General features: G+C 67.4%; 17 protein-coding genes. 7 read left to right on the forward strand and 10 right to left on the reverse strand.

The features are described 5' to 3' along the window. Positions 1-38: 38 nt before the first annotated feature. Positions 39-1,361, forward strand: a complete 1,323-nt coding sequence (locus ASD28_RS17540) for an amidohydrolase family protein (RefSeq protein WP_056130701.1) — start codon at positions 39-41, stop codon at positions 1,359-1,361. A gap of 10 nt (positions 1,362-1,371) precedes the next feature. Here the strand turns inward: ASD28_RS17540 and aqpZ are convergent, their stop codons facing one another. Beyond that, positions 1,372-2,100, reverse strand: a complete 729-nt coding sequence (gene aqpZ, locus ASD28_RS17545) for an aquaporin Z (protein ID WP_056130704.1) — start codon at positions 2,098-2,100, stop codon at positions 1,372-1,374. Between the two features lie 212 nt (positions 2,101-2,312). Here aqpZ and ASD28_RS31210 point away from each other — a divergent pair, with 212 nt between their 5' ends. The 3 genes from ASD28_RS31210 to ASD28_RS17555 are packed head-to-tail and all read left to right on the forward strand — an operon-like array spanning position 2,313 to position 5,449. Beyond that, positions 2,313-2,534, forward strand: coding sequence for a MerR family DNA-binding transcriptional regulator (locus ASD28_RS31210; RefSeq protein ID WP_082577141.1), 222 nt, complete (start codon positions 2,313-2,315; stop codon positions 2,532-2,534). Continuing rightward, complete coding sequence (locus ASD28_RS17550; RefSeq protein WP_056130708.1) at positions 2,506-3,858, forward strand: RNA-guided endonuclease TnpB family protein; 1,353 nt, start codon at positions 2,506-2,508, stop codon at positions 3,856-3,858. Before ASD28_RS31210 ends, ASD28_RS17550 begins: the two co-directional genes overlap by 29 nt. 7 nt (positions 3,859-3,865) lie before the next feature. Next, complete coding sequence (locus ASD28_RS17555; protein ID WP_056130711.1) at positions 3,866-5,449, forward strand: DUF4139 domain-containing protein; 1,584 nt, start codon at positions 3,866-3,868, stop codon at positions 5,447-5,449. Here the strand turns inward: ASD28_RS17555 and ASD28_RS17560 are convergent, their stop codons facing one another. The 9 genes from ASD28_RS17560 to ASD28_RS17600 all read right to left on the reverse strand — a co-directional run bounded on the left by ASD28_RS17560 (position 5,450) and on the right by ASD28_RS17600 (position 17,290). Beyond that, positions 5,450-8,998: a pectinesterase family protein gene (locus tag ASD28_RS17560; RefSeq protein ID WP_056130713.1), complete on the reverse strand. Its 3,549-nt coding sequence runs from the start codon at positions 8,996-8,998 to the stop codon at positions 5,450-5,452. A 25-nt stretch (positions 8,999-9,023) separates the two neighbouring features. Further along, positions 9,024-9,569 carry a PEP-CTERM sorting domain-containing protein gene (locus tag ASD28_RS17565; protein WP_056130717.1) on the reverse strand — a complete coding sequence of 182 codons (546 nt, stop codon included), beginning with the start codon at positions 9,567-9,569 and terminating at the stop codon, positions 9,024-9,026. A gap of 237 nt (positions 9,570-9,806) precedes the next feature. Beyond that, positions 9,807-12,041 carry an NADP-dependent isocitrate dehydrogenase gene (locus ASD28_RS17570; protein WP_056130720.1) on the reverse strand — a complete coding sequence of 745 codons (2,235 nt, stop codon included), beginning with the start codon at positions 12,039-12,041 and terminating at the stop codon, positions 9,807-9,809. Between the two features lie 249 nt (positions 12,042-12,290). Next, positions 12,291-13,046 carry a LytTR family DNA-binding domain-containing protein gene (locus ASD28_RS17575; protein WP_056130723.1) on the reverse strand — a complete coding sequence of 252 codons (756 nt, stop codon included), beginning with the start codon at positions 13,044-13,046 and terminating at the stop codon, positions 12,291-12,293. A gap of 62 nt (positions 13,047-13,108) precedes the next feature. After that, positions 13,109-14,218 (reverse strand): sensor histidine kinase, encoded by a 1,110-nt coding sequence (locus tag ASD28_RS17580; RefSeq protein WP_056130726.1) that lies wholly within the window; start codon positions 14,216-14,218, stop codon positions 13,109-13,111. Positions 14,219-14,230: 12 nt separating this feature from the next. Continuing rightward, complete coding sequence (locus tag ASD28_RS17585) at positions 14,231-15,724, reverse strand: carotenoid oxygenase family protein (protein WP_056130730.1); 1,494 nt, start codon at positions 15,722-15,724, stop codon at positions 14,231-14,233. A 9-nt stretch (positions 15,725-15,733) separates the two neighbouring features. Further along, positions 15,734-16,141, reverse strand: a complete 408-nt coding sequence (locus tag ASD28_RS31895; protein ID WP_056130733.1) for a DUF2141 domain-containing protein — start codon at positions 16,139-16,141, stop codon at positions 15,734-15,736. Between the two features lie 175 nt (positions 16,142-16,316). Further along, entirely contained in the window at positions 16,317-16,502 is a 186-nt protein-coding gene (locus ASD28_RS31900) for a hypothetical protein (protein WP_056130735.1), read from the reverse strand. A 134-nt stretch (positions 16,503-16,636) separates the two neighbouring features. Next, positions 16,637-17,290: a TetR/AcrR family transcriptional regulator gene (locus ASD28_RS17600; RefSeq protein ID WP_056130938.1), complete on the reverse strand. Its 654-nt coding sequence runs from the start codon at positions 17,288-17,290 to the stop codon at positions 16,637-16,639. A 124-nt stretch (positions 17,291-17,414) separates the two neighbouring features. Between ASD28_RS17600 and ASD28_RS17605 the strand changes: the two genes are divergently transcribed. The 3 genes from ASD28_RS17605 to ASD28_RS17615 are packed head-to-tail and all read left to right on the forward strand — an operon-like array spanning position 17,415 to position 21,638. Then, positions 17,415-18,539: an HlyD family secretion protein gene (locus tag ASD28_RS17605; RefSeq protein ID WP_056130738.1), complete on the forward strand. Its 1,125-nt coding sequence runs from the start codon at positions 17,415-17,417 to the stop codon at positions 18,537-18,539. Positions 18,540-18,552: 13 nt separating this feature from the next. After that, positions 18,553-20,163 carry a DHA2 family efflux MFS transporter permease subunit gene (locus ASD28_RS17610; protein ID WP_156403706.1) on the forward strand — a complete coding sequence of 537 codons (1,611 nt, stop codon included), beginning with the start codon at positions 18,553-18,555 and terminating at the stop codon, positions 20,161-20,163. Between the two features lie 20 nt (positions 20,164-20,183). Then, positions 20,184-21,638, forward strand: coding sequence for an efflux transporter outer membrane subunit (locus ASD28_RS17615; RefSeq protein WP_056130741.1), 1,455 nt, complete (start codon positions 20,184-20,186; stop codon positions 21,636-21,638). The last annotated feature ends 65 nt before the right edge of the window (positions 21,639-21,703 follow it).

The raw sequence follows: 21,703 nt of genomic DNA on the forward strand, positions 1-21,703 counted from the left end.
CGTAACATCGGCGCTTTCCTACCGATGAGCTGCCCACAATGACAACACCAACCCGCATCCTCACCGCTGTCCTCGCCCTCCTGGCCTCCAATGCCTGCGCGGCCGACGCCACACCCTCGACGCCGCACACGGTCGTCCTGCGCGCCGCGCGCATGTTCGACGGCGCCAGCGGCAAGCTCGTCGAGCGTCCCCAGTTGACCATCGTCGGCAACAAGATCGTCCGCATCGCACAAGCCGACAAGGCGGATGTGCCGGCCGGCGCCGAGGTCATCGACCTGGGCGACGCGACCCTGCTGCCGGGCTTCATCGACGCGCACGTGCACCTGTCCGGCCAGGGCAGCGACAACTGGTACGGCGACTTCTTCGACAACATGATGCGCTTCCCGGCGGAGCAGGCGCTGTACGGCGCCTATTACGCGCGCATCACGCTGGAAGCGGGCTTCACGTCCGTGCGCGACGTCGGGTCGACGGACTGGGTCGCGCTTGGCCTGCGCAACGCCATCGACGCGGGCAAGGTGCCGGGGCCGCGCATGCTCGTGTCGAACTATGCGGTCGGCTCCACCGGCGGCCATGCGGACCAGGACCCGATCCCGCCGCATAAACTGCCGCTGGCCGGGCCGCTGCAGGGCGTGTGCAACGGGCCGGAAGAGTGCCGCGCCGCGGTGCGCTACCAGATCAAGTACGGCGCCAACGTCATCAAGTTCATGCCGTCGGGCGGCGTGCTGTCGCTGTCGGATCCCGTCGATGCGCCCGAGCTGTCGCAGGACGAGATGAATGCCGTGATCGGCGAGTCGCACGCGTGGGGCCGCAAGGTCGCGGCGCATGCGCATGGCGACAAGGCGGCGAAGATGGCGGTGGCGGCCGGCGTCGACTCGATCGAGCACGGCAGCTTCATCGAGGACGACACGCTGCGCGCGATGAAGGCGAAGGGCGTGTACCTCGTGCCGACGATCTCCGCCATCGCGCACGTCGAGGAAAAGATCGCGACGTTCCCGCCCGTGATCGCGGAGAAGGGCCGCGCCGCCGCGGCGCACCTGCGCCAGACGTTCCGCCACGCCGTGCAGATCGGCGTGCCGATCGCGCTCGGCACGGACGCCGGCGTCGGCGCGCACGGCACGAATGCGCGCGAATTCCGCTACATGGTCGAGAATGGCTTGAGCCCGGCGCAGTCGCTGCTGGCCGGTACGTCCAACGCGGCCCGCCTGCTGGGCACCATCGACCGTGTCGGCACGCTGGAAGCGGGCAAGCTGGCGGACGTGGTGGCCGTTCCCGGCAATCCCATCGCCGACATCACGGTGACCGAGCGGCCGGTGTTCGTGATGAAGGACGGCGTCGTCGTGCGACGGGGCGCCGTCCGCTGAACGGTGGTGTTTATTGACGGGTCGGACGGCCCGTCACCGCCGGCTCGCCCTCGTCGCGTTCCAGCACGGCACGGTACACCGCGCCGGCCAATACGCCGCCCACGAGCGGCGCGAGCCAGAACAGCCACAGTTGCGCGAGCGCCCAGCCGCCGACGAACAGCGCCTGCCCCGTGCTGCGGGCCGGGTTGACGGACGTGTTGGTGACGGGGATGCTGACGAGGTGGATGAGCGTCAGCGCCAGCCCGATCGCGAGACCGGCGAAGCCCACGGGCGCACGCGTATGCGTCGCGCCGAGGATGATCAGCACGAACATGAACGTCATCACGAGTTCGGTGACGAGGGCCGCGCCGAGCGAGTAGCCGCCCGGCGAGTGCTCGCCGTAGCCGTTCGAGGCGAAGCCGCCCGCGAGGTCGAAGCCCGGCTTGCCGCTCGCGATCGCATACAGGACGGCTGCCGCGGCGATCGCCCCGCATACCTGCACGACGACGTACGGCACGATATTGCGCGCGGGGAAGCGGCCGCCCGCCCACAGGCCGACCGTGACGGCCGGATTGAAATGGCCGCCCGAGACGGGGCCGAACGCATAGGCGCCCGTCAGCACGGTCAGGCCGAAGGCGAGCGAGACGCCCGCCAGGCCGATGCCGACGTCGGCGAATTTGGCGGCCAGCACGGCGCTGCCGCAGCCGCCCAGCACGAGCCAGAACGTGCCGAGGAACTCGGCAAAGCATTTACGAAACATGGTGTGATCTCCCGGAGAGTGAGGTGTGCGACTTGTCGCAAAAGAAATTGTACAACAACAACGTTGTCGTAAGATGATGATTGACATCGTTACATTTCGCGGCTTTTTCGACAGCGCCATTTGCCAAGCTCGACGGGTTCAATCCCGAAGGAGTACGACTCTAGTCGAACTAAACATGAGTGAATGTGTCCAATCGTGATCATGGAAACAGAATGCGCACGGGCGAGGCTGTCAAGCTGCTGGGAATCACGGTCAATTCGCTGCAGCGGTGCGAGCGCGAAGATCGGTTTGTCCCGGCTGCCCGCACCACCAAAAACCGGCGCCGCTACGTGGATTGCTTCTCAAGCAGACTGCATGGCCTGCGCATCTACTGCCGCCAGTTGCGCGCGGCTCCGGAGAGCAGCCATGCTGCTGGCGCACCGGATCAGGATTGACGCGACAGCGGAGCAGCGCGACTATTTTGCGCGCGCGGCCGGCACCGCCCGCCGGGTCTGGAACTGGGCGCTCGCCGAGTGGAACCGTCAGGCAGCCTGCGGCTTGCGGCCAAACGCGATGGCGCTCAAGAAGGCGTTCAATCACATCAAATATTCGGATCCCGACTGGCTCGACGCCGACGGCAAGCCGTGGCTGCGTGCCATCCACCGCGACGCGCACGCCCAGCCATTCGCCAATCTCGCGAAGGCGTGGAGCCGTTACTTCGAGCAGCGCCGCGCCGGCCAGTCGGCGCACGCACCCCGCTTCAAGAAGAAGGGCCGCTCGGCCGAGAGTTTCTACCTCGCGAACGACAAGTTCCGACTCGAGGGGCGCAGCGCCGTGCTGCCGAAGGTGGGCCGCGTCGTGCTACGCGAAGCGCTGCGCTGGGCCGGCAAGATCATGGGCGCGAGTGTCTCGCGCGAAGCCGGCCACTGGTATCTGGCGGTTCAGGTCGACGTGCCGGACCACCTGGCCCGGCGGCGTCGCACGGGTGACGCCGTCACCGGTGTCGACCTGGGCGTGACCAGCGCGGCCACGCTGTCCAGTGGCGAGAAGATCGCGGCGCCACGGCCGTTGAAGGCGGCGCTGCGGCGCCTGCGCATCCGCTCGCGCCGGCAGTCGCGCAAGCTGGAGGCGGCCAAGGCCGCGGCCGGGATCGTCGGACGCATAGTCAAGGGCACGCGCCTGCCGGCGTCGAAGAACCGGACTAAGGGCGCGCTGGCGCTGGCGCGGCTGCAGGCGCGCATCGCGCGCGTGCGCCGGGATTTCACGCATAAGCTCACGACCCGGCTGTGCCGCGAGAATCAGGCGCTGGCGATCGAAGACCTGAACGTGCGCGGCATGCTGGCCAACGCGCGACTGGCGCGTGCGATCTCCGACGTCGGCTTTTACGAATTCCGGCGCCAGCTGACGTACAAGTCCGGGCGCTACGGTACGCACATCGTGCTGGCCGACCGCTGGTATCCGTCCAGCAAACTGTGTTCGGGCTGCGGTACCCGCAACGCGGAGCTGGCGTTGGGCGAGCGGGCGTGGACCTGCGCCGGTTGCGGCGCGCGGCACGACCGCGACGTGAACGCGGCCATCAACCTGCAACGGCTCGCCACCGGCGCCCTCGCGGCGCGCACGGCGCTACCCGAGGCGAGCCAGGCGGTAACGCGTGGCACTCCCGCCGGCCTGATGCCGGCGGGAGGCGGGGAAGTGACGCCTGTCAGGCACGAGCACGGTCAGCGAGACGGCTCGGGGCAGGAAGAGTATGCTGTGCACATTTGCACACGTAATCGATAGCAGAAGCATGGAATTCAAGCAGGCATGGCCACTGGGGCTGGCATTCGCCCTCTCGTCCGTGGCAGCGGTAGAAGCCCCGATCCAGAGCGTCACCTTGTACCCCGGCAGCGCCACGGTGGAGCGCGTCGCGCAGGTGGCGGCCGGCGCGACGCAGGTCGAGATCACGGGCCTGCCCGCCAACTTCGACAAGGACACCGTCCGGCTGCAGGCCGATGCCGGCATCCAGGTCGGGCAGGTCGTCACGCGCGACCAGGCGCGGGCCGACAGCCCGAGCGCGCGCGAGGCGGATCTCGAGGCGAAGGTGCAGGCGCTGCAGGACCAGGTTGCCGCGATCGATGCGGACATCAAGTCGGCCCAGATCGTGCAAGGCTATCTCGAGAAGCTGGGCACGGGCGGCGACAAGCCCGCGCCGGTCGATGCGAAGAACCTGGCCGGCACGCTGGACGCGATCCGCAAGGGCGCCTTCGATGCGCTCGAGCGCGTGCGCAACGACGAGACGAAGAAGCGCGCGTTGACGAAGCAGCTCGACGCCGCGCAGCGCGAGCTCGCGCAGGCGCGCGCCGGCGCGCGTGCCGGCCGGACGATCACGGTGCAGGTGGCGGCCCGCCAGGGCGGGAAGATCGTGCTGACTTACCAGGTCGAGCGCGCGGGCTGGAAGCCGGCGTACCGCGCCGCGCTGGATTCCAGCGCGTCCACCCTCGACCTGGAACGGATGGCGACCATTTCGCAAAAGACGGGCGAGGACTGGACCAATGTGAAGCTGCGCCTGTCGACCGGCCAGCCGAGCCTCGTCGTGGCCGCGCCCGATCCGTTGCCGTGGCTGCTGGACTACCAGCCGCCCACCGAGAAAATCGTCGCCCCCACCACTGCCATGTTCCGCGCCATGCCCGCACCGGCGCCCGCGGCGCCACCGCCACCGCCCGCCGCCGACGCGGACGATTACATCGCCCCCATCCTGGAATCGCAGGGGAATTTCACGACCGAATTCGAGGTGCCGGCCCGCGTCACGCTGGCGTCGGACGGCCGCGAGATCGCCGTCAGCCTGTCGCGCCAGACCTTGAAGGCGGAGCAGCGCGTCCTCGTCGCGCCGAGGAGCGGCCATGACGCGGCGGTCCTGACGGCGCAGGCGGCGCGGCCCGACGGCGTCTGGCTGCCCGGCCAGGTGCAGCTGCAGCGCGACGGCACCTATGTCGGCGCGCTGCGCTGGGATCCGCAGGCGGGCGAGCGCTTCCGCCTGGCGTTCGGACGCGACCCGCTCGTGCGCGTGAAGGTCGAGGAGCGCGACCGCAAGTCGGGCCAGGCGGGCTTCTTCAACGGCGCCAACCAGCGCCGCATCGCGCAGACGTATGTCGTGACGAGCACCCATCGCCAGCCGATCGACGTGCTCGTGCTCGAACCCACGCCCGTCAGCGAATCGGACAAGGTGACCGTCAAGACGGCCCTGCGTCCGGAGCCGGACGTCCGCGACTGGGAGCAGCGGCGCGGACTGGTCGGCTGGACGCGGACCCTGAAGCCGAACGAGACGGCCCGTTTCGACGTCGACTACGTCATCGATTATCCGAAAGAGGGCTACGTGCAGGGCTTGCCCTGATCACGGCTGCGGAGCCCACCCCGCGCCGCCGCCGTAAGCCGCAAAGACCCTGGCACGCGTCGCGAAACGGTTCGCCACGTCGGCATCGGACAGCACGTAGCCGCCCACGCGCGTGCGCAGGTCGAGCGGCGTGCCGGCCAGCGTCGTGCTGCCGTACTCGCGCCAGCCCGCGTCCGCGCTCGCCACGGCCGGATTCGGCGCCGGCTGGTTATTGACACCCTGGCCCGCCCAGCCGGCCGGCGCCACGTGCACGTCCATCCTGCAGTTCACGAAGGCGACGTTGTCCCACGTGCTCGTCGTGCCCGGACTGCGCGCCAGATACGTCGCGCCGGCCGGCACGTCGCCGTGGTTCGGGCCGGGACCGGGGCCGTGTGTCAGCACGCTGTTCAGGAAGACGTAGCCGATGTCCGTCGCCACGGGCACGCGCGCCTGCAGCACGTAGCCGCCGCTCGATGCGTTGGCGCTGTCGCCCACGCTGCGGATCTCGCTGTTCTCGAACAGGGCCGCGTGGCTGCTGCCCCAGATGAAGTCGACGTTGCCCGCGACGAGCGTGTCGTAGAACCACGCCCAGCCCTTCAGGTTCAGCGTGTCCTGTTCGCTCGTGAAGTTCGCGTGCTTCGCGACGAGGCGCGTGTCGCTGTTGAAGTACAGCGTCTCCGCCTGGCCCGAGATCGCGGCCGAACGGATCGTCGTGTTGTCGATCGTGAGCGTGTCGAGCACCAGCATGTCCGCGTTCTCGACCAGCATCACGGCCCGTCCGCCCGCGGGCGAACCGGCCACCGTCGGCGACTGGCTCGACCCGGTGCCCGGGTTCAGCGTCTCGTTGTTTGTGTAGCGGATCACGGCGCCGTCGCGGCTCTCGCCCTTGATCGTGACGTTGTCCTTGCCGTTCAGGTACAGCAGCTCGTCGTAGGTGCCGTTCTTCACGGCGATCGTCACGGGCGCCGTCTTCGCGAAATTCTGCATCGCGTAGTTCAGCGCGCCCTGCACGGTGCGGAAGTCGGCCGTGCCGTCGTCGTCGACGGTGATCGTGCCCGCGGCCGGCGGAGCCGCCTTCGTCGTGAACGACCAGCCGCCAAGCTTGCCGATGCCGACGAACGGCAGGCCGCCCAGCGTCGTGTCGGTGAACACGCCGTCGGCGATCGCGACATAGTATTCGGTGCCGTAGGCGAGCTTGCCCGAGTGCGGCGCGATGCGCACCGTGTTGCCGTCGATGCGGATCGGCGCCGTGTTCACGCGCCGCACGAGCGCCTGGCCCGGGTAGCCGAGGGCATCCGTCTCGCCGTTCGTGCGGATCACGTCGACCAGGGCATCGTCGGCCTTGCGGAAGATGCGGATGCTGCCGTTTGCGCCCAGCGTGGGCGGACTGTCGAACGTCAGTTTCAACACCGTGTCGACGTTCACCGCGCCCGCCTGCGCGGCCGGGCTGCTGGCGCCCGCAAGCGCGTACGTCTGCGTGGGCTGGACGAATTGCGCGCCGATGGTCGCCGCGATCGTGCGCGTGAGGCTTGGGTCGGAGCCGCTCGTGAACATGATGCTGGCGGTGCCGGCGGACAGCGGCGTCAGGGTGACGGTGTTGCCGTTCGCGCTCGCGCCGACGACGGCCGGATTGCTGGACGCGACGGTAAAACTGTCGGCGGTGCCGTCCGCCGTGACGGCGGTGACGGCGATCGTGAGCGGCGCATCGCCCGCTTCGGCCGTGTAGGCCGTCGCGGCCGGATCGAGCGTCAGCTGCACGGGTTTCTGGCGCGGGTCGCCCACGCGCACGTCGTCGACCTGGAACGATTTATTGGCCGTGTACAGGCCGATCAGGCCGCGCTGCGCGAACGACGCATCGGTCACGCTGCCGAGGTTCTTCCCGTCCAGGTAGACGGTGAGCGTGGTGCCGATCATTTCGAAGCGGACCGTGTAGAACTGGGCATCCATCGCGATCGGCATCTTGACCTGTTTCGGGCGGCTGAGCGTCCCGTTCAGCATGCGCGCGATCTCGACCTGCGTGCTCGTCGTGCTGTTCTGGACGTTCAGGCCCGCGCCATACCAGTTGGCCGCATCGACGTAGCGCGCGACGAGGTAAAGCTGCTTGTTGCCCGTCGTGCCGTTGGCCATCGGGCGGATGCGCGCTTCCACGTAATAGTCGGCTGAAGGGACGCCGGTAAAGGCGTCCGGCTTCACGAGCGCAAGCACGCCGCCCGTCGTCGCGGCCGTGTACTGCAGCACCTTGCTGGCGCTGCCGGCCGCTTCTTCCGTCACGCCGAAGGTGCCGTTCGGACCGGCCACGGGGAGCAGGTTCCATTTTGCCGCGCTGCCGGACTGGAAATCGTCGCAGAAGTACAGGCCGCTGGCGGGGCAGTTCAGCGTGGGCCCCGTGTCGATGGTGGTGTTACCTGTGCCGGTGATCGCCGTCGTTAGCTTGCCGCCGCCCGCCTGCGCCAGTGCGTTCGCTTTCACGAGGGCGGCCGGGCGCGGCGTGTAGGCGTAAGGCGGGGTCCACGTCGTCGCGCTGGACACGGCGCATGCCCCCAGCGCCGCGCCGTTCAGCAGCGAGCCGGTGTCCTTGAAGGTGCCGGCCGTGGCGTCGCCCGGATTCCTGACCACGCTGTCGCAGCCGCTCGCGCCCGCGATCTCGAACACGTTCGCGTTCGATAGGATCTTCGCATTCGCGCCGGGGCCCACGCTGTAGCTGTTCTTGTACACGTCGGCCGTCTTGCTGCCCGTGTAGTAGTTGTTGAAGAGGTGGACCTGGCCGAAGCGCACGCGCGGCGCGCGCGACTGGATCGCGCGGAACACGTTGTTGCTGAAGGTGACGCGCAGCTTGCCCTCGTCCGCCGTGGCCGAAGCGCTCGAGCCGATCAGGTTGTTCTTGTCGTGTTCACCGAACACGTTGTACGACACCGTCACGTAGTCGGACGCGTTGGTGATGTCGACGGCGCCGTCGTGGCACTGCTTCACGTGGCCGTTCTCGATGGGCAGGAAGTTGTCCGTGACCGGCGCGTCGGTGAACGAGTTGTGGTCGATCCACACGTGGTCCGAGCCCGAGATGCCGATGGCGTCATAGGCCGCGTTCCAGTTGCCGGTCGAGCCGTCGGTCGGGTCCCACACGGGGGCGACGTCGCACGGGTTCTGGATCTTGAGGTTGCGGATGATGATCTGGCTGACGTTCGACAGGATGATGTGGCCGTTGACCAGGCCGGAATTGGCGCCGTCGCCGATCAGGGTCGTGTTGTTCTTGAGGCGGATCGCGCCGCGCGCGGACTGGTCGGCGGTACTCGTGTACGGCCGGCCTTCCGTCATGTCGACGAGGCCGGACAGCTTGATGATCTTGGGCGTCGTGCCGCCGTTGGCGATGGCCGCGAGCAGCTGCGCGCGGTTCGTCACGGTGTAGATCTGGTCGGTGGCGGCATTGGCGCCGGCGACGGTGCCGCCCCCCTGGCTCGCCCAGCCGTCGAGCGGCGCGGTGGCGCGGGCCGGATCCGTGGCGGCGGTGGCGCCATTGACGGTAAGGCAGAGCGCGGCGAGCGCGAGCGCCGCCCCGATACGTGCGTATCTCATGGATGTCTCCTTGGCAGAGGGCGGCTCAGGCGCGGCGGCGGCTGAATGCGAGACCGGCGGCGCCGGCCAGCAGCAGGGCAGGGACCGCGGGTTCGGGGACGTCCGCGGCGCCGATCTGCGCCGTGATCGAACCGTAGTCGCCATGCCACGCGAGCCCGCCCAGGTCGACGGCGATGGTGTGGCCGTCGACGACACTCAGGCCGGGCACACCGTCGACCGCGCTGCCGTCCAGCAGCGTGAAGCGCGTGATGGCGGCGGGCAGCGTCGCGCCGAAGTCGAAGGTCAGCTTGTAGTCGCCGGTGGGGACGGGCATGTTCTCGTAGATCGTGAGCGTGCCGTCCTTGGCGAAATCGAAGCCGAACAGGAAGTCGGCCGTGAGGAATTCGACGCCGCTGTCGGTCGGGTCGAGCGTGCTGGTGTTGCAGCCGGGTTCCTGGGCGAACAGGTGGTCGAGTCCGAGGACGTCGGCCGCGCTGCCGTTGTAGGTGGCGGTAATGTGGGCGTCTTGCAGGGAAAGCGGTGCTGCCTGTGCCTGGCCGCTGGCAAGGGCTGCCAGGACCAGGGTCTCCAAGATTGTAGTCGTTTTCATTGTTATTCCCGATGAGCCATGGCGGTGCCTGGCCGGATGCCGGGCCGCCAGGTCGGGAAATGTTAGCACGAGGTTATCTAAATTGGTCGGACCAGTTGAAATATTTTTAGACCAGAATTGAAAGTGGCTTGACCAATTAAAAAGCCGGAAAAAACAAAACCCCGGCCCGCAGGATGCGGAACCGGGGTTTTTCAGAGGACTACCGGGTGCAGGACGCTATCAGGCGCCGACGCTTTCCAGTGCCTTGTTGAAGGTCGCGCTCGGACGCATCACGGCCTTGACCTTGGCATTGTCCGGCTTGTAGTAGCCGCCGATGTCGACCGGCTTGCCCTGGATCTCGATCAGTTCGGACACGATCTTCTGCTCGTTCTCGGCCAGTTGCTTGGCCAGCGGCGCGAAGTACGCGGCCAGCTCGGCGTCTTCCGTCTGCTGTGCCAGTTCCTGCGCCCAGAACATCGACAGGTAGAACTGGCTGCCGCGGTTGTCGAGTTCACCGGTCTTCGGCGACGGCGACTTGCGGTTGTCCAGCAGCTTGCCGGTGGCGGCGTCCAGCGTCTTGGCCAGCAGCTTGGCTTTCGCGTTGCCGGTCTTCAGGCCCAGGTCTTCGAGGCTCACGGCCAGCGCGAGGAATTCGCCCAGCGAGTCCCAGCGCAGGTGGTTTTCCTCGGTCAGCTGCTGCACGTGCTTCGGTGCCGAACCGCCGGCGCCCGTCTCGTACATGCCGCCGCCGGCCATCAGCGGGACGATCGACAGCATCTTGGCGCTGGTGCCCAGTTCCAGGATCGGGAACAGGTCGGTCAGGTAGTCGCGCAGGATGTTGCCGGTCACCGAGATGGTGTCCAGGCCGCGGAAGGCACGCTCCAGCGTGAAGCGCATCGCGCGCACCTGCGACATGATCTGGATGTCCAGGCCTTCCGTGTCGTGATCCTTCAGGTACGTCTTGACCTTCTTGATCAGTTCATTCTCGTGCGGACGGTACGGGTCCAGCCAGAACACGGCCGGCATGCCGGAGTTGCGGGCGCGGGTGACGGCCAGCTTGACCCAGTCGCGGATCGGCGCGTCCTTCACCTGGCACATGCGCCAGATGTCGCCCTTCTCGACGTTCTGCGACAGCAGCACTTCGCCCGTTGCCAGGTCGGTGATGTTGGCGACGCCGTCTTCCTGCACTTCGAAGGTCTTGTCGTGCGAACCGTATTCCTCGGCCTGCTGGGCCATCAGGCCGACGTTCGGGACGGTGCCCATCGTGCGCGGGTCGAAGGCGCCATGCCATTTGCAGAAGTTGATGATCTCCTGGTAGATGCGGGCGAACGTCGATTCCGGGATCACGGCCTTGACTTCCTTCAGGCGGCCGTCGGCGCCGTACATCTTGCCGCCGGCGCGGATCATCGCCGGCATCGATGCATCGACGATCACGTCGTTCGGCGAGTGGAAGTTGGTGATGCCCTTGGCCGAGTCGACCATCGCCAGCGCCGGGCGGTGTTCCTGGCAGGCGTGGATGTCGCGGATGATTTCTTCGCGCTGCGAATCCGGCAGCTTGGCGATCTTGTTGTACAGGTCGGCCATGCCGTTGTTGACGTTCACGCCCAGGCTGTTCAGCAGTTCGCCGTGCTTCTCGAAGGCTTCCTTGTAGAAGGTGCGGACCGCGTGGCCGAACACGATCGGGTGCGACACCTTCATCATGGTCGCCTTCACGTGCAGCGAGAACATCACGCCGGTCTTGTGCGCGTCTTCGATCTGCTGTTCGTAGAACTCGAGCAGGGCCTTGCGGCTCATGAACATCGAGTCGATGATCTCGCCGTCCAGCAGGGAGACCTTCGGCTTCAGCACGATGGTCTCGCCGCTCTTGGTGATCAGTTCCATCTTGACGTCGCGCGCGCGGTCGAGCGTCATCGACTTTTCGCCGTGGTAGAAGTCACCGTGGGTCATGTGCGACACGTGCGTGCGCGATGCCTGCGACCATTCGCCCATCGAGTGGGGGTTCTTGCGGGCGTATTCCTTGACGGCCTTCGGCGCGCGGCGGTCCGAGTTACCTTCGCGCAGGACCGGGTTCACGGACGAGCCGATGCACTTGCCGTAGCGGGCCTTGATCTCTTTTTCTTCGTCCGTCTTCGGATCGGCCGGGTAGTCCGGGAGGTTGTAGCCCTTGCCCTGGAGTTCCTTGATGGCTGCCTGCAGCTGGCCCACCGATGCCGAGATGTTCGGCAGCTTGATGATGTTGGCGTCCGGCTGCAGCGTCTTCTTGCCGAGTTCCGACAGCGTGTCCGGCACGCGCTGGTCCGGCGACAGGCGGTCGGCGAAGACCGCCAGGATACGCGCCGCGACGGAGATGTCGCTCTCTTCGATGCGGATGCCGGCGGGTTTGGCAAACGTCTCGACGATGGGCAGGAAGGCGTGGGTGGCCAGCAGGGGCGCCTCGTCGGTTAGGGTATAGATGATGGTCTGATCACTGCTCATACGCTGGTTCCTCGATGTGCGGGAGGGTTTGGAGTTCTACTACTAAAAAAACATCGGCTGTCCGGGCCACGCGCCTATGGTGGTGAACAGATCGAGGATCATACTCCGTCAAACATCGATCCGGCGGCCACAAACGTCGTATGTTGCCTTACGACTAAGTCTTATATAAGACATAGGACAGCCGCTATTATGCACGACCTTTTCGCAAAGGCGAAGCAGATCGTGAAAGGCCTTTTCGCAATGTGGGATTTACATCTGGCGGAACAGGTCGGCGTAGTTGCGGCTGACGACCAGTTGTTCGTCGCGGCCCTTCAGTTTGACCAGTAGCCGGCCGCGGAAGTCCGTGCGCGTGCCGGCCACGTGGCGCGCGGCGACGATCACGCCGCGGTGGATCTGCCAGAACTGCTGCGGGTCGAGCTGGTCGCGCAGCTGGCGCATCGGCGTGCGGATCAGGTGCTCGCCGTCGGCCACGAACACGCTCGTGTACTTGTCGTTGCTCTGGAAGTAGATGACTTCGTCGATGGCGATCAGCCGCGTCTCCTGGCCTTGCGCGGCGCGGATCCACTGCAGCGGCGCGGCCTGCGCCGGCGCGGCTGCGGGCGCGGCGGGCGCCATGCCGAGCTGGCGCAGCAGGCCGGCCAGCATGTCGGCGGACGGCGCCGCGGGCGCGGGGGCGGACAGCGTTTCCTTCAACCGTACGACCGTCCGCTGCAGCCGCTCCAGGCGAATGGGTTTCAGCAGGTAGTCGAACGCGGCGTGCTCGAACGCCTGCAGCGCGTACGCCTCGTGCGCGGTCGTGAACACGACGCGCGGCGCATTCTTCTCATCGACGAGGCGGGCAGCGAGATCGAGGCCGTTCAGGCCGGGCATCTGGATGTCGAGGAACAGGATGTCGGGCGTCAGCTCGTCGACGAGGCGCAGCGCTTCGATGCCGTTGCCGGCGCGGCCGACGATGCGCAGTTCCGGCCAGGCGGTGGCCAGTTGTTCTTCGAGGTAGGCCAGCAGGTGCGGTTCGTCGTCGGCAAGCAGGGCGCGGATGGGGTCGATGATGGCACCTCGGTAAAACGTTATGCGGGCAGGATCAGACGCGAGGTGACGCCTCCGTCTTGATTTTCGAGCAATTGTATCTTAGCAAGATTTCCATGCAAGGTGCGCAGGCGCTCGCGCAGGTTCGACAGGCCGACGCCGCCGCCCGGGCGCGGCGCAGTGGTCGTCAAGCCCGCCCCGTCGTCGGCCACTTCCACGCACAAACCCGCCTCCGTCCGGCGCGCCCGCACGACGATCGTACCGCCATCCACTTTCGGCTCGATGCCGTGCATGACGGCGTTTTCGACCAGCGGCTGGATCAGCATGGGCGCGATGGCGGCGGCGCGGCAGGCGTCGTCCACGTCGATGCGGTAGCGCAGCCGGGCGCCCATGCGGACCGTCAGCAGGTCGAGATAGGCGCGCGCGAGGTCGATCTCGGCGCCGAGCGTGGCGTGTTCCGCGCGGCTGGCCGACAGGCTCGCGCGCAGGAAATCGATCAGGCGCTCGAGCATGTGACGGGCCCGGACCGGGTCGGAACCGATCAGGCTCACGACGTTGGCCAGCGTGTTGTACAGGAAGTGCGGCTCGATCTGGGCCTGCAGGGTGCGCAGCTGCGCTTCCGCGAGCAGGCGCGCGGCCTCGGCGATTTGCTCCTGCTGGCGCGCCGCCTCGATCTCGCGCGCGACGCGGCGCTCGCCGGCCGTGAGCACGCCGGCCATCAGCAGCGCGACCACGACGGCGCCCGGCAGGTAGCGCGCCATCAGGCCCGTGTGCAGCAGCGCGTCGAAGGTGCTGCGTCCACCGAGCACGGCGTCCGTGACGGCCAGGCCGAGCAGGGCGCAACACGCGGTCAGCAGCACCCTGGCGGCCCGCATCGCCGCGCTGTCGCGTCCGGGCGCGATGCGGCGCAGCAGGTGCACCACGCCGTGGATGAGGAAGCCGATCACGTTCGACGCGAACAGCATTTCCGTCAGCAGCGTGGCGACCGGCGCGCGGCTGCCGAACAGCAGGGCCACGCACGCCAGCGCGACGCCGATGATGCCGTTCCATACGAACGTGTAGACGAGGTTGCGCAGCGGCGAAGGGCGCCAGCGCCGGAAGGGCGCGAACGATTCCAGCGGGTGCATCGAGGGCGTGGCGGGTGTGGTCATGGTGTTCCTGTCTCAAACAGCCAGAAAGTTACCATGGAAGCAACGCGGTGTGCGATAGGGCAGCCGGGCCAGCGCCACCGGCCCCTCGGCCACGCGCGCCGCGTCGAACACCGTCAAAATGCTCGTGGCCGTGTTCGTGTCCTGCGCGACGCCCACGAGCCAGCCATCCGTTTCGGACCGGGCGCCCTGGCGCGGCACGAGCACGTGCTCCTCGGCGCGCCAGCCGGCAGCGAAGCGCCAGCTGTCCGTGCGGCCACGCTCCACGTCGACGACGTTCACCGTGTCCAGCATCAGCGACGTGTTCCGCGCATCGCTGGACAGCATGGCGAGACGGCCGTGGCGCCGCGCGACGACCTGCGGCATCACGCGCGGGAATTCGGCGCCGTCGAGCAGGCGGGTCGCCGCCACCTTGCCGCTGGCGTGATCGAGGCGGATGCGCATGGCGGCGTGCAGGGCGGGCCGGTTCGGTTCGCGTTCGCCTTCCATCACGCGGCTTGTCGCTTTCAGAAAATCGCCATCGTGCAGGACGAGGTCGACCTGCGTGACGTTGCCGCCGGCCTCGTCCCACGCATTCCCGAAGTGGAACGCCATGCGCGGCGGCAGGTCGTAGACGCGGCGGATCGTGAGCGTGTCCTTGGCGACCACGACGATGCGGGCGCCGCGTTTTTCCCCCGCCCACACGTGGCGGTCGGCCAGGCTCAGGGTGGCATCATCCGAGATGTCGTACGGCGGCACGACGAACACGAGGTGGCGCGCGCTGACGGCGAAGTCGTGCTGCAGCGCGAGCTTCGGCACCTCGACCACGCCCGCCTGCCGCACCTGGCCGTTCGCGCCGATGCGGTACAGGGCGAGCCTGTCGCCGCCGGGCAGGGCGCCGAAGTTCCACAGGGTGCCGTCCGGCTCGATCTTCGGATGCGCGGAGAACGGCATCGCGGCGAGGTCGTCGCGCCACGTGTGGATGCCGATGGTGGCGAGCGTCGCGGGATCGAGCTCCGTCGCGGACCCGCCTTCCCACAGCGCGTACAGGCGGTCGTTGAACGGCAGCAGGTTCGTATTGGCCGTGTTCAGGCTGTCGTTGTCGCGAAAGCCGCGCCGCGCGATGTCCGTGCCGAAGGCGGGATACAGGAACTGGCCGGCGGCGGATTCGTCGAGGAATTTACGGGTCTCGACGAAGCGGCCCTGGTGCGTCACCGTGCCGCCGTCGATGCGCCAGGCCTGGGCGTAGCCGTCGCCGTCGAACCAGTGGTGGTAACGCTCGCCGCCCAGTTCGAAGCGGCCGGGGCCGTTGCGGAAGAACGTGCCTTGCAGCTCGTCCGGGATCCGGCCTTCGACGTGGGCGTGGCCCTGCTGGCTGCCTTCCAGGTTCGCGTACACCGTCAACTCGGCATCGCGGGCGAGGGCGGCGTGGAAGCGCTGGTACGTCGTGCGCGCGTCGGCGCGGGCGAAGCCGGTGATGCCGAGGGCGGCGACACCGAGGCCGGCTTTGAGGAAGTGGCGGCGTTGCATGGCGGCCTCTCAGCGCAGGGTCACGGAAGTGTCCAGGCCGGCGGCCGGCACGGCCAGCTTGACGGCGGCGAAGTCCGGCGGGCCCATGCGGCCCTGGGCGTTGTTGCTGAACGCGATCGGCTCGGTCGGGATGCCCATCAGGTTGCGGTCCATGCGGCCGTTGTCATTGATATCCTGGAACACCGCGAAACCATAGTCGCCTGGTGCGACGTCGTGGAACACGAGCGTCGTGCCGGCCTTGTCGGCCTTCGCCTTTTCCGCGCGGACCGGGTGCTTGAGGAAGGCGTCGGCGTTGTCGTACAGGGCGACCATGACCTGGCCCGACGTCGATTGGACGTTGTCGACGTGGACGACGAGATCGGCGGCGGTTGCGAGCGGGGTCGTGAAAGCCAGGGCGAGGAGGGCGGTGCGGATCATCGGAAGCTCCATCTGTGTCGTTGTGATGGAGGCAATGTATCCGGGTGCGTTAGCGCGATGGGCGCAATGCGACGGGATGCAGTAGAGCGGTGTGAAATGCGGTGGGGTGTCGCGAAATAGAGGGTGGGGCATTTCAAGCCAGGGGCTTGAAATGCGAGCCCACCATGCGTTCAACTCAACTGTAAGCAGTCCAGGCCTGCGGAATCTCGATACTGCCGCTCTGTGCGGCATCCGCATACGCGCGCATCTCGGCGACGACGGCCTCGAGCTGTTCATTGCTCGGGTTGGCGAGGAAGCCCTTCATGCGTTCGTGCAGCGCGGCCTGCTGGTCGCGCCATTCATAACGGGACGACTTGCTCATGCACCCTCCTTGCGGCGAACTGCCGTCCTGGTATTTGTATTGTTGTTCATGACATCCTCCTTCAAAGACCTCAGGCTAAGGCGTTCCCACCGATCAGGTCGGTGCGATGACGCACATTGTGTTTGCCAAAGGAATTAAGTGCTTGGCGGCAGGATGCTGTAATAGAACAATTCGAGCCGGCCTTCGAGGTCGCGCTTCGACTTTTCCTGGTCGATGACGTGCTGCGGGCGCATGAGGTTCATGAACATTTCGCCCGTGATTGTGCTCATCAGGTGGCAGGGCAGCAGGTCGAGCGGCAGGCCGGGACGCAGTTGGGCGCGGATGTCCGGGCGGGCGAAAAAGCGGGCCAGCATCTCGCGCGTCATGCGCGGGCCGCTGTTCCAGAATGCCTCGGCCAGTTCCGGATTCGTCGGCGCCTCGGCCAGCACGATGCGCTGCAGGTCGATCGCTTCCTGCGACGTGATCAGTGCGTACATCTGGTGCGCGAAGTCGTCGATGATGTCGCGCAGCGGACGGGTGTCCGTCTCCATCGGCTGGCTGCGGAAGAAGCGGTGGCGCTTGGCGGCCAGCACCGCGGCCAGCAGGCCTTCCTTGCCGCCGAATTTCACATAGATCGTACGCACCGCGACGTGCGCCGCGCGGGCGATCGATTCGAGGCTCGTCTTCGTATAGCCGTTCTTGAGAAACAGGGTGCCGGCGATATGCAGCAACTCCTGCGTGCGTGCCTCGACGTCGGCGGCCTTGGGCCGGCCCGCGCCCTTGCCGGGGCATTCGGATGCGTCATGCATATGTTTGTCCATGGACTCCATGCTAGTGGAATCTCTAATGAAATGCAACCGTTTCATTTCTTGACTTTGGCAAAAACTTGTCGAATAATGCGATGGACTAATTTCATTTCTTTCGGAGTTACACATGCCTGATACGCAAACCACGGTCGACCACAAGCCGGCCGCAGCCGTCCCGCCGGCCGCACCAGCCACTGCCGCCAAGGGGCCTCCGAAGCGCGTGCTGATCGTGGTGGGCCTGATCGCCGCCGCCGCGCTGGCCGCCGGTGGCCGCATGTGGTACCGCAGCCATAACTTCGTCGAGACCGAAAATGCCTACGTCACGGGCCACGTGCACCCCGTGTCGTCGCGCATCCCGGGCGTCGTGACCAAGGTGCTGTTCGAGGATAACCAGGTCATCAAGGCCGGCGACGTGCTGGCCGAGCTGGACCCGGCCGACCAGGGCGTGAAGGTCGAGCAGATCCAGGCCCAGATCGCCAGCGTGCAGCAACAGGTCGTGCAGGCCGACGCCGCGATCCAGCAGGCCAGGGCGCAGGCCTCGGCCGCGCAGGCGCAGGTGGTGCAGGCCCAAGCCAACCTCGTGCGCGCCAGGCAGGACGCCGAGCGCTACGGCCAGCTGTACAACACGCAGATGAAGGCCGTCTCGAAAGCCGAAGTCGATGCCGCCACGGCCGCCCGTGCGGGCGCCACGGCCGACGTCACGGCCCGCCGCGACAACGCCAGCGCCGCCCAGGCCCAGATCGCCGCCGCAACGTCGGCGCGCGAGGTGCTCAAGGCGCAGGTGAAAGTGCTGGAGGCGCAGTTGAAGGACGCCCAGCAGCAGCTCGGCTACAACCGCATCGTGTCGCCGGTATCCGGCCGCATCGGCAAGCGCAGCGTGGAAGTCGGCGCGCGCGTGCAGCCGGGCCAGCAGCTGGCCGCCATCGTGCAGGACGACGTGTGGGTCGTCGCCAACTTCAAGGAAACGCAGCTGCCGGGCATCGTGCCGGGCCAGCAGGTCAGCATCGAAGTGGACGCGCTGCCGAAGCACGAACTGGTCGGCCGCGTGGACAGCTTCGCACCGGCGTCGGGCAACCAGTTCGCGCTGCTGCCGGCCGATAACGCGACCGGCAACTTCACCAAGATCGTCCAGCGCGTGCCCGTGAAGATCACGTTCGCGCCGGAAGACCTCAAGAAGTACGCGGGCCGCCTCGTGCCGGGCATGTCGACCGTGGTCGAGATCGACCTGCGCCAGAAGTCCGCCGCCAAATAACCGAGGAACCGTGATGTCCACGACGATCACCAAACCGATGGCGCACAACGCGCCCGCGGGGGCCCCGGCGAACGGTGCGCACATCGACGCGCGCACCTGGATCGCGGTGCTGGCCGGCATGCTCGGCGCCTTCATGGCGGTGCTCGACATCCAGATCACCAACTCTTCGCTGCGCGACATCCTCGGCTCCCTGTCGGCCACGCAGGAAGAGGGTTCGTGGATCTCGACCGCGTACCTGTGCGCCGAGATCGTGGTGATCCCGATGACGGCGCTGTTCGTGCGCGCCCTCGGCCAGCGCCGCTACCTGATGCTCACGACGGCGCTGTTCCTCGGGTTCTCCACGCTGTGCGGCGCGGCCTGGAGCCTGTCCAGCATGATCGTGTTCCGCATGATGCAGGGCTTTACGGGCGGCGCGCTGATCCCGATGGCGATGACCCTCGTGATGACGCGCCTGCCCCCGGCCAAGCGCGCCGTCGGCATGGCCATGTTCGGCCTGACCGCCACGCTGGCGCCCGCGATGGGCCCGACCCTGGGCGGCTACCTGACCGAGTTGTACGGCTGGCCGTCGATCTTCTACATCAACTGGGTGCCGGGCGTGCTCCTGATCGCCGGCATGTACTGGGGCATCGATCGCGAGCCCATGGACCTGAAGGCGCTGGTCAAGGCCGACTGGCTCGGCATCGCGTTCATGGCGGTGGGCCTCGCGAGCCTGACGATCTTCCTGGAAGAGGGCAATTCGAAGGACTGGTTCGAGTCCGGCTTCATCATCACGTTCGCGTCGCTGGCGCTGGTCGGCATCCTCGGCTGGATCGTGATCGGCTTTTCGCGGCCGGAGCCGTTCGTCAACCTGCGCCTGTACGGCCAGCGCAACTTCCTCGTCGCGACGGTGCTGTCGGCCGTCATCGGCATGGGCCTGTATGGCTCGTCGTTCCTGCTGCCGCTGTTCCTGGGACAGATCGCGGGCTACTCGCCGATGCAGATCGGTGAAGTGATCGCGTGGGTCGGCCTGCCGCAGCTGTTCGTGATGCCGTTCGTCGCGCGCCTGTCGCAGAAGATCGACAACCGCATCCTGTGCTCGTTCGGCCTCGGGCTGTTCGGCGTGTCGTGCCTGATGAACGCGTACATGGATGCGAGCACGGGCTACGACCAGCTGATGCTGTCGCAGATCATCCGCGCGCTGGGCCAGCCGTTCGTGATGCTGACGCTGTCGAACTTCGCCATGGCCGGCATCCCGCCGAAGGACATGACGTCGGCATCGAGCCTGTTCAACATGACCCGCAACCTGGGCGGCTCGGTCGGCATCGCCCTGCTGGCGACGGCCCTCACGAACCGCGAGCACTTCCATTCGGAGCGCCTGGGCGAGTCGGTGTCGCTGGTCTCCGCCGCCACGCAGGCGCGCCTCGACGCGCTGACGCAATCGTTCCTCGCCAAGGGCTTCGACCCGGCGACGGCGGCCCAGCAGGCCATCGGCGCCATCGACCGCATCGTGCGGCGCGAGTCGTTCGTGATGGCCTACAACGACGGCTTCTTCATCGTCGGCATGATCCTGCTCGTGGCGATCATTCCGCTGTGGTTCTCGGACAAGCTCAAGTCGCCCAGCGGCGGCGGTGGCGGTGGCCACTGAACCAGATAAATGGATAAAGTATGAAAACTGTTTATATCAAATCTGCCGTCGCGCTGGCCGTGGCTGCGCTGTTGTCCGCCTGCGGCACCGTGGGCAAGGATTTCGTCGCGCCGAAAGGCATCGATACGCCGGCCTTCCGCCACGCCGCGGCCGAACCTTCGGACCAGGCGGCACGCCTGCCGGCCGCATGGTGGACCGTGTTCGGCGACAAGGAGCTGGACCAGCTGGAGCAACGCGCCCTGCGCGACAACCCGAACGTGCGCGCGGCCGCGCAGCGCCTCGTGCAGGCGCAGGCGCAGCTGGGCGTGACGCGCGCCAGCCAGTTGCCCACCGTCGGCGTCTCCGCCGGCGTATCGAACTCGCGCACGTCGGCCGAAACGCCGATGGGCGTGACGTTCGGCGGCCGTTCGATCAAGGGCAACGAATTCAGCGTCGGCGCCAATTTCTCGTACGAGCTGGATCTGTGGGGCCGCGTGCGCCGCGCCGTGGAAGCGGCCGACGCCCAGGCGCTGGCCGCGCAGGACGACCGCGACGGCGTCATGCTGATGCTGTCCGGCCAGGTCGCGACGACGTACTGGCAGCTGCGCGGCCTCGATGCCGATATCGCCATCCTGAACGATGCGCTGGCCACGCGGCGCGAATCGCAGCAGCTGATCGAGGCGCGCTTCAACGCGGGCCTGTCGAACGAGCTCGATGTCTCGCGCACCCGCATCGAGCGCGCGAACGCCGAGGCGGACATCCAGGAAGCCCAGCGCCAGCGCAACACGCTGGAACACGCGCTGGCCGTGCTGGTGGGCGCATCGCCGAGCGAGGCTATCGTGGCTCCGGCCGCGGGCACCGCGCTGCCGCAGCCGCCCGCGATCCCCGTCGGCCTGCCGGCGAGCCTGCTGGGCCAGCGGCCGGACCTCGCCGCGAGCGTCGCCACCCTGAAGGCGTTCAATGCGCAGGTGGGCGTGGCCGAAGGCGCGTACTACCCGAGCCTGTCGCTGACCGGGAATTTCGGCTATGCGTCCGAGACGCTGAGCAACCTGGCCAAGGGCAGCGCGCGCCAGTTCTCGTTCGGACCGCTCGCGCTGTCGCTGCCGGTGTTCGAGGGCGGCCGCATCGAGGCCAACGTGAAGCTGGCCAGGGCGCGCTACGACGAAGCCGTTGCGAACCACGAAGGCCGCCTGCTGACGGCGCTGCGCGACGTGGAGGATGCGCTGTCGGACGTGCAGCAGCGCCAGAAGCAGGGCGACGTGCAGGTGCAGGCGCAGCAGGCCGCCGCGCGCGCCGTGCTGGTGGCGCAGGCGCGCTTCGACCGCGGCGTGTCGACGTACCTGGACGTTACCGATGCCCAGCGTTCCGCGCTGGCTGCGGACCGTGCGGCCGCGCAGATCCGTACGCAGCGCTTGCTGGCTGCGGTGTCGGTGGCGCGGGCGCTGGGTGGCGGGTGGGAGCAGGGTAAGGCTGAAGCTACGGTAGCGGCTCGCTGACAACTTGGGCCCCCGCCTGCGCGGGGGCGACGATTCATACGCAACGTATAAATTCGTCGTCCCTG

It is taken from the genome of Massilia sp. Root133, from assembly GCF_001426525.1.
In the GTDB taxonomy this organism is placed as follows: Bacteria; Pseudomonadota; Gammaproteobacteria; order Burkholderiales; family Burkholderiaceae_D; genus Telluria; species Telluria orientalis.

Excerpts from the sequence above, each read along its gene's own strand:
- ASD28_RS31210 (WP_082577141.1), top strand. The coding sequence starts at position 2,313 with ATGCGCACGGGCGAGGCTGTCAAGCTGCTGGGAATCACGGTCAATTCG.
- ASD28_RS17610 (WP_156403706.1), top strand. The coding sequence starts at position 18,553 with ATGTCCACGACGATCACCAAACCGATGGCGCACAACGCGCCCGCGGGG.
- ASD28_RS17585 (WP_056130730.1), bottom strand. The coding sequence starts at position 15,724 with ATGCAACGCCGCCACTTCCTCAAAGCCGGCCTCGGTGTCGCCGCCCTC.
- ASD28_RS17615 (WP_056130741.1), top strand. The coding sequence starts at position 20,184 with ATGAAAACTGTTTATATCAAATCTGCCGTCGCGCTGGCCGTGGCTGCG.
- ASD28_RS17600 (WP_056130938.1), bottom strand. The coding sequence starts at position 17,290 with ATGCATGACGCATCCGAATGCCCCGGCAAGGGCGCGGGCCGGCCCAAG.
- ASD28_RS17540 (WP_056130701.1), top strand. The coding sequence starts at position 39 with ATGACAACACCAACCCGCATCCTCACCGCTGTCCTCGCCCTCCTGGCC.
- ASD28_RS17605 (WP_056130738.1), top strand. The coding sequence starts at position 17,415 with ATGCCTGATACGCAAACCACGGTCGACCACAAGCCGGCCGCAGCCGTC.
- ASD28_RS17580 (WP_056130726.1), bottom strand. The coding sequence starts at position 14,218 with ATGACCACACCCGCCACGCCCTCGATGCACCCGCTGGAATCGTTCGCG.
- ASD28_RS31895 (WP_056130733.1), bottom strand. The coding sequence starts at position 16,141 with ATGATCCGCACCGCCCTCCTCGCCCTGGCTTTCACGACCCCGCTCGCA.
- ASD28_RS17555 (WP_056130711.1), top strand. The coding sequence starts at position 3,866 with ATGGAATTCAAGCAGGCATGGCCACTGGGGCTGGCATTCGCCCTCTCG.
- aqpZ (WP_056130704.1), bottom strand. The coding sequence starts at position 2,100 with ATGTTTCGTAAATGCTTTGCCGAGTTCCTCGGCACGTTCTGGCTCGTG.
- ASD28_RS17550 (WP_056130708.1), top strand. The coding sequence starts at position 2,506 with ATGCTGCTGGCGCACCGGATCAGGATTGACGCGACAGCGGAGCAGCGC.
- ASD28_RS31900 (WP_056130735.1), bottom strand. The coding sequence starts at position 16,502 with ATGAGCAAGTCGTCCCGTTATGAATGGCGCGACCAGCAGGCCGCGCTG.
- ASD28_RS17570 (WP_056130720.1), bottom strand. The coding sequence starts at position 12,041 with ATGAGCAGTGATCAGACCATCATCTATACCCTAACCGACGAGGCGCCC.
- ASD28_RS17560 (WP_056130713.1), bottom strand. The coding sequence starts at position 8,998 with ATGAGATACGCACGTATCGGGGCGGCGCTCGCGCTCGCCGCGCTCTGC.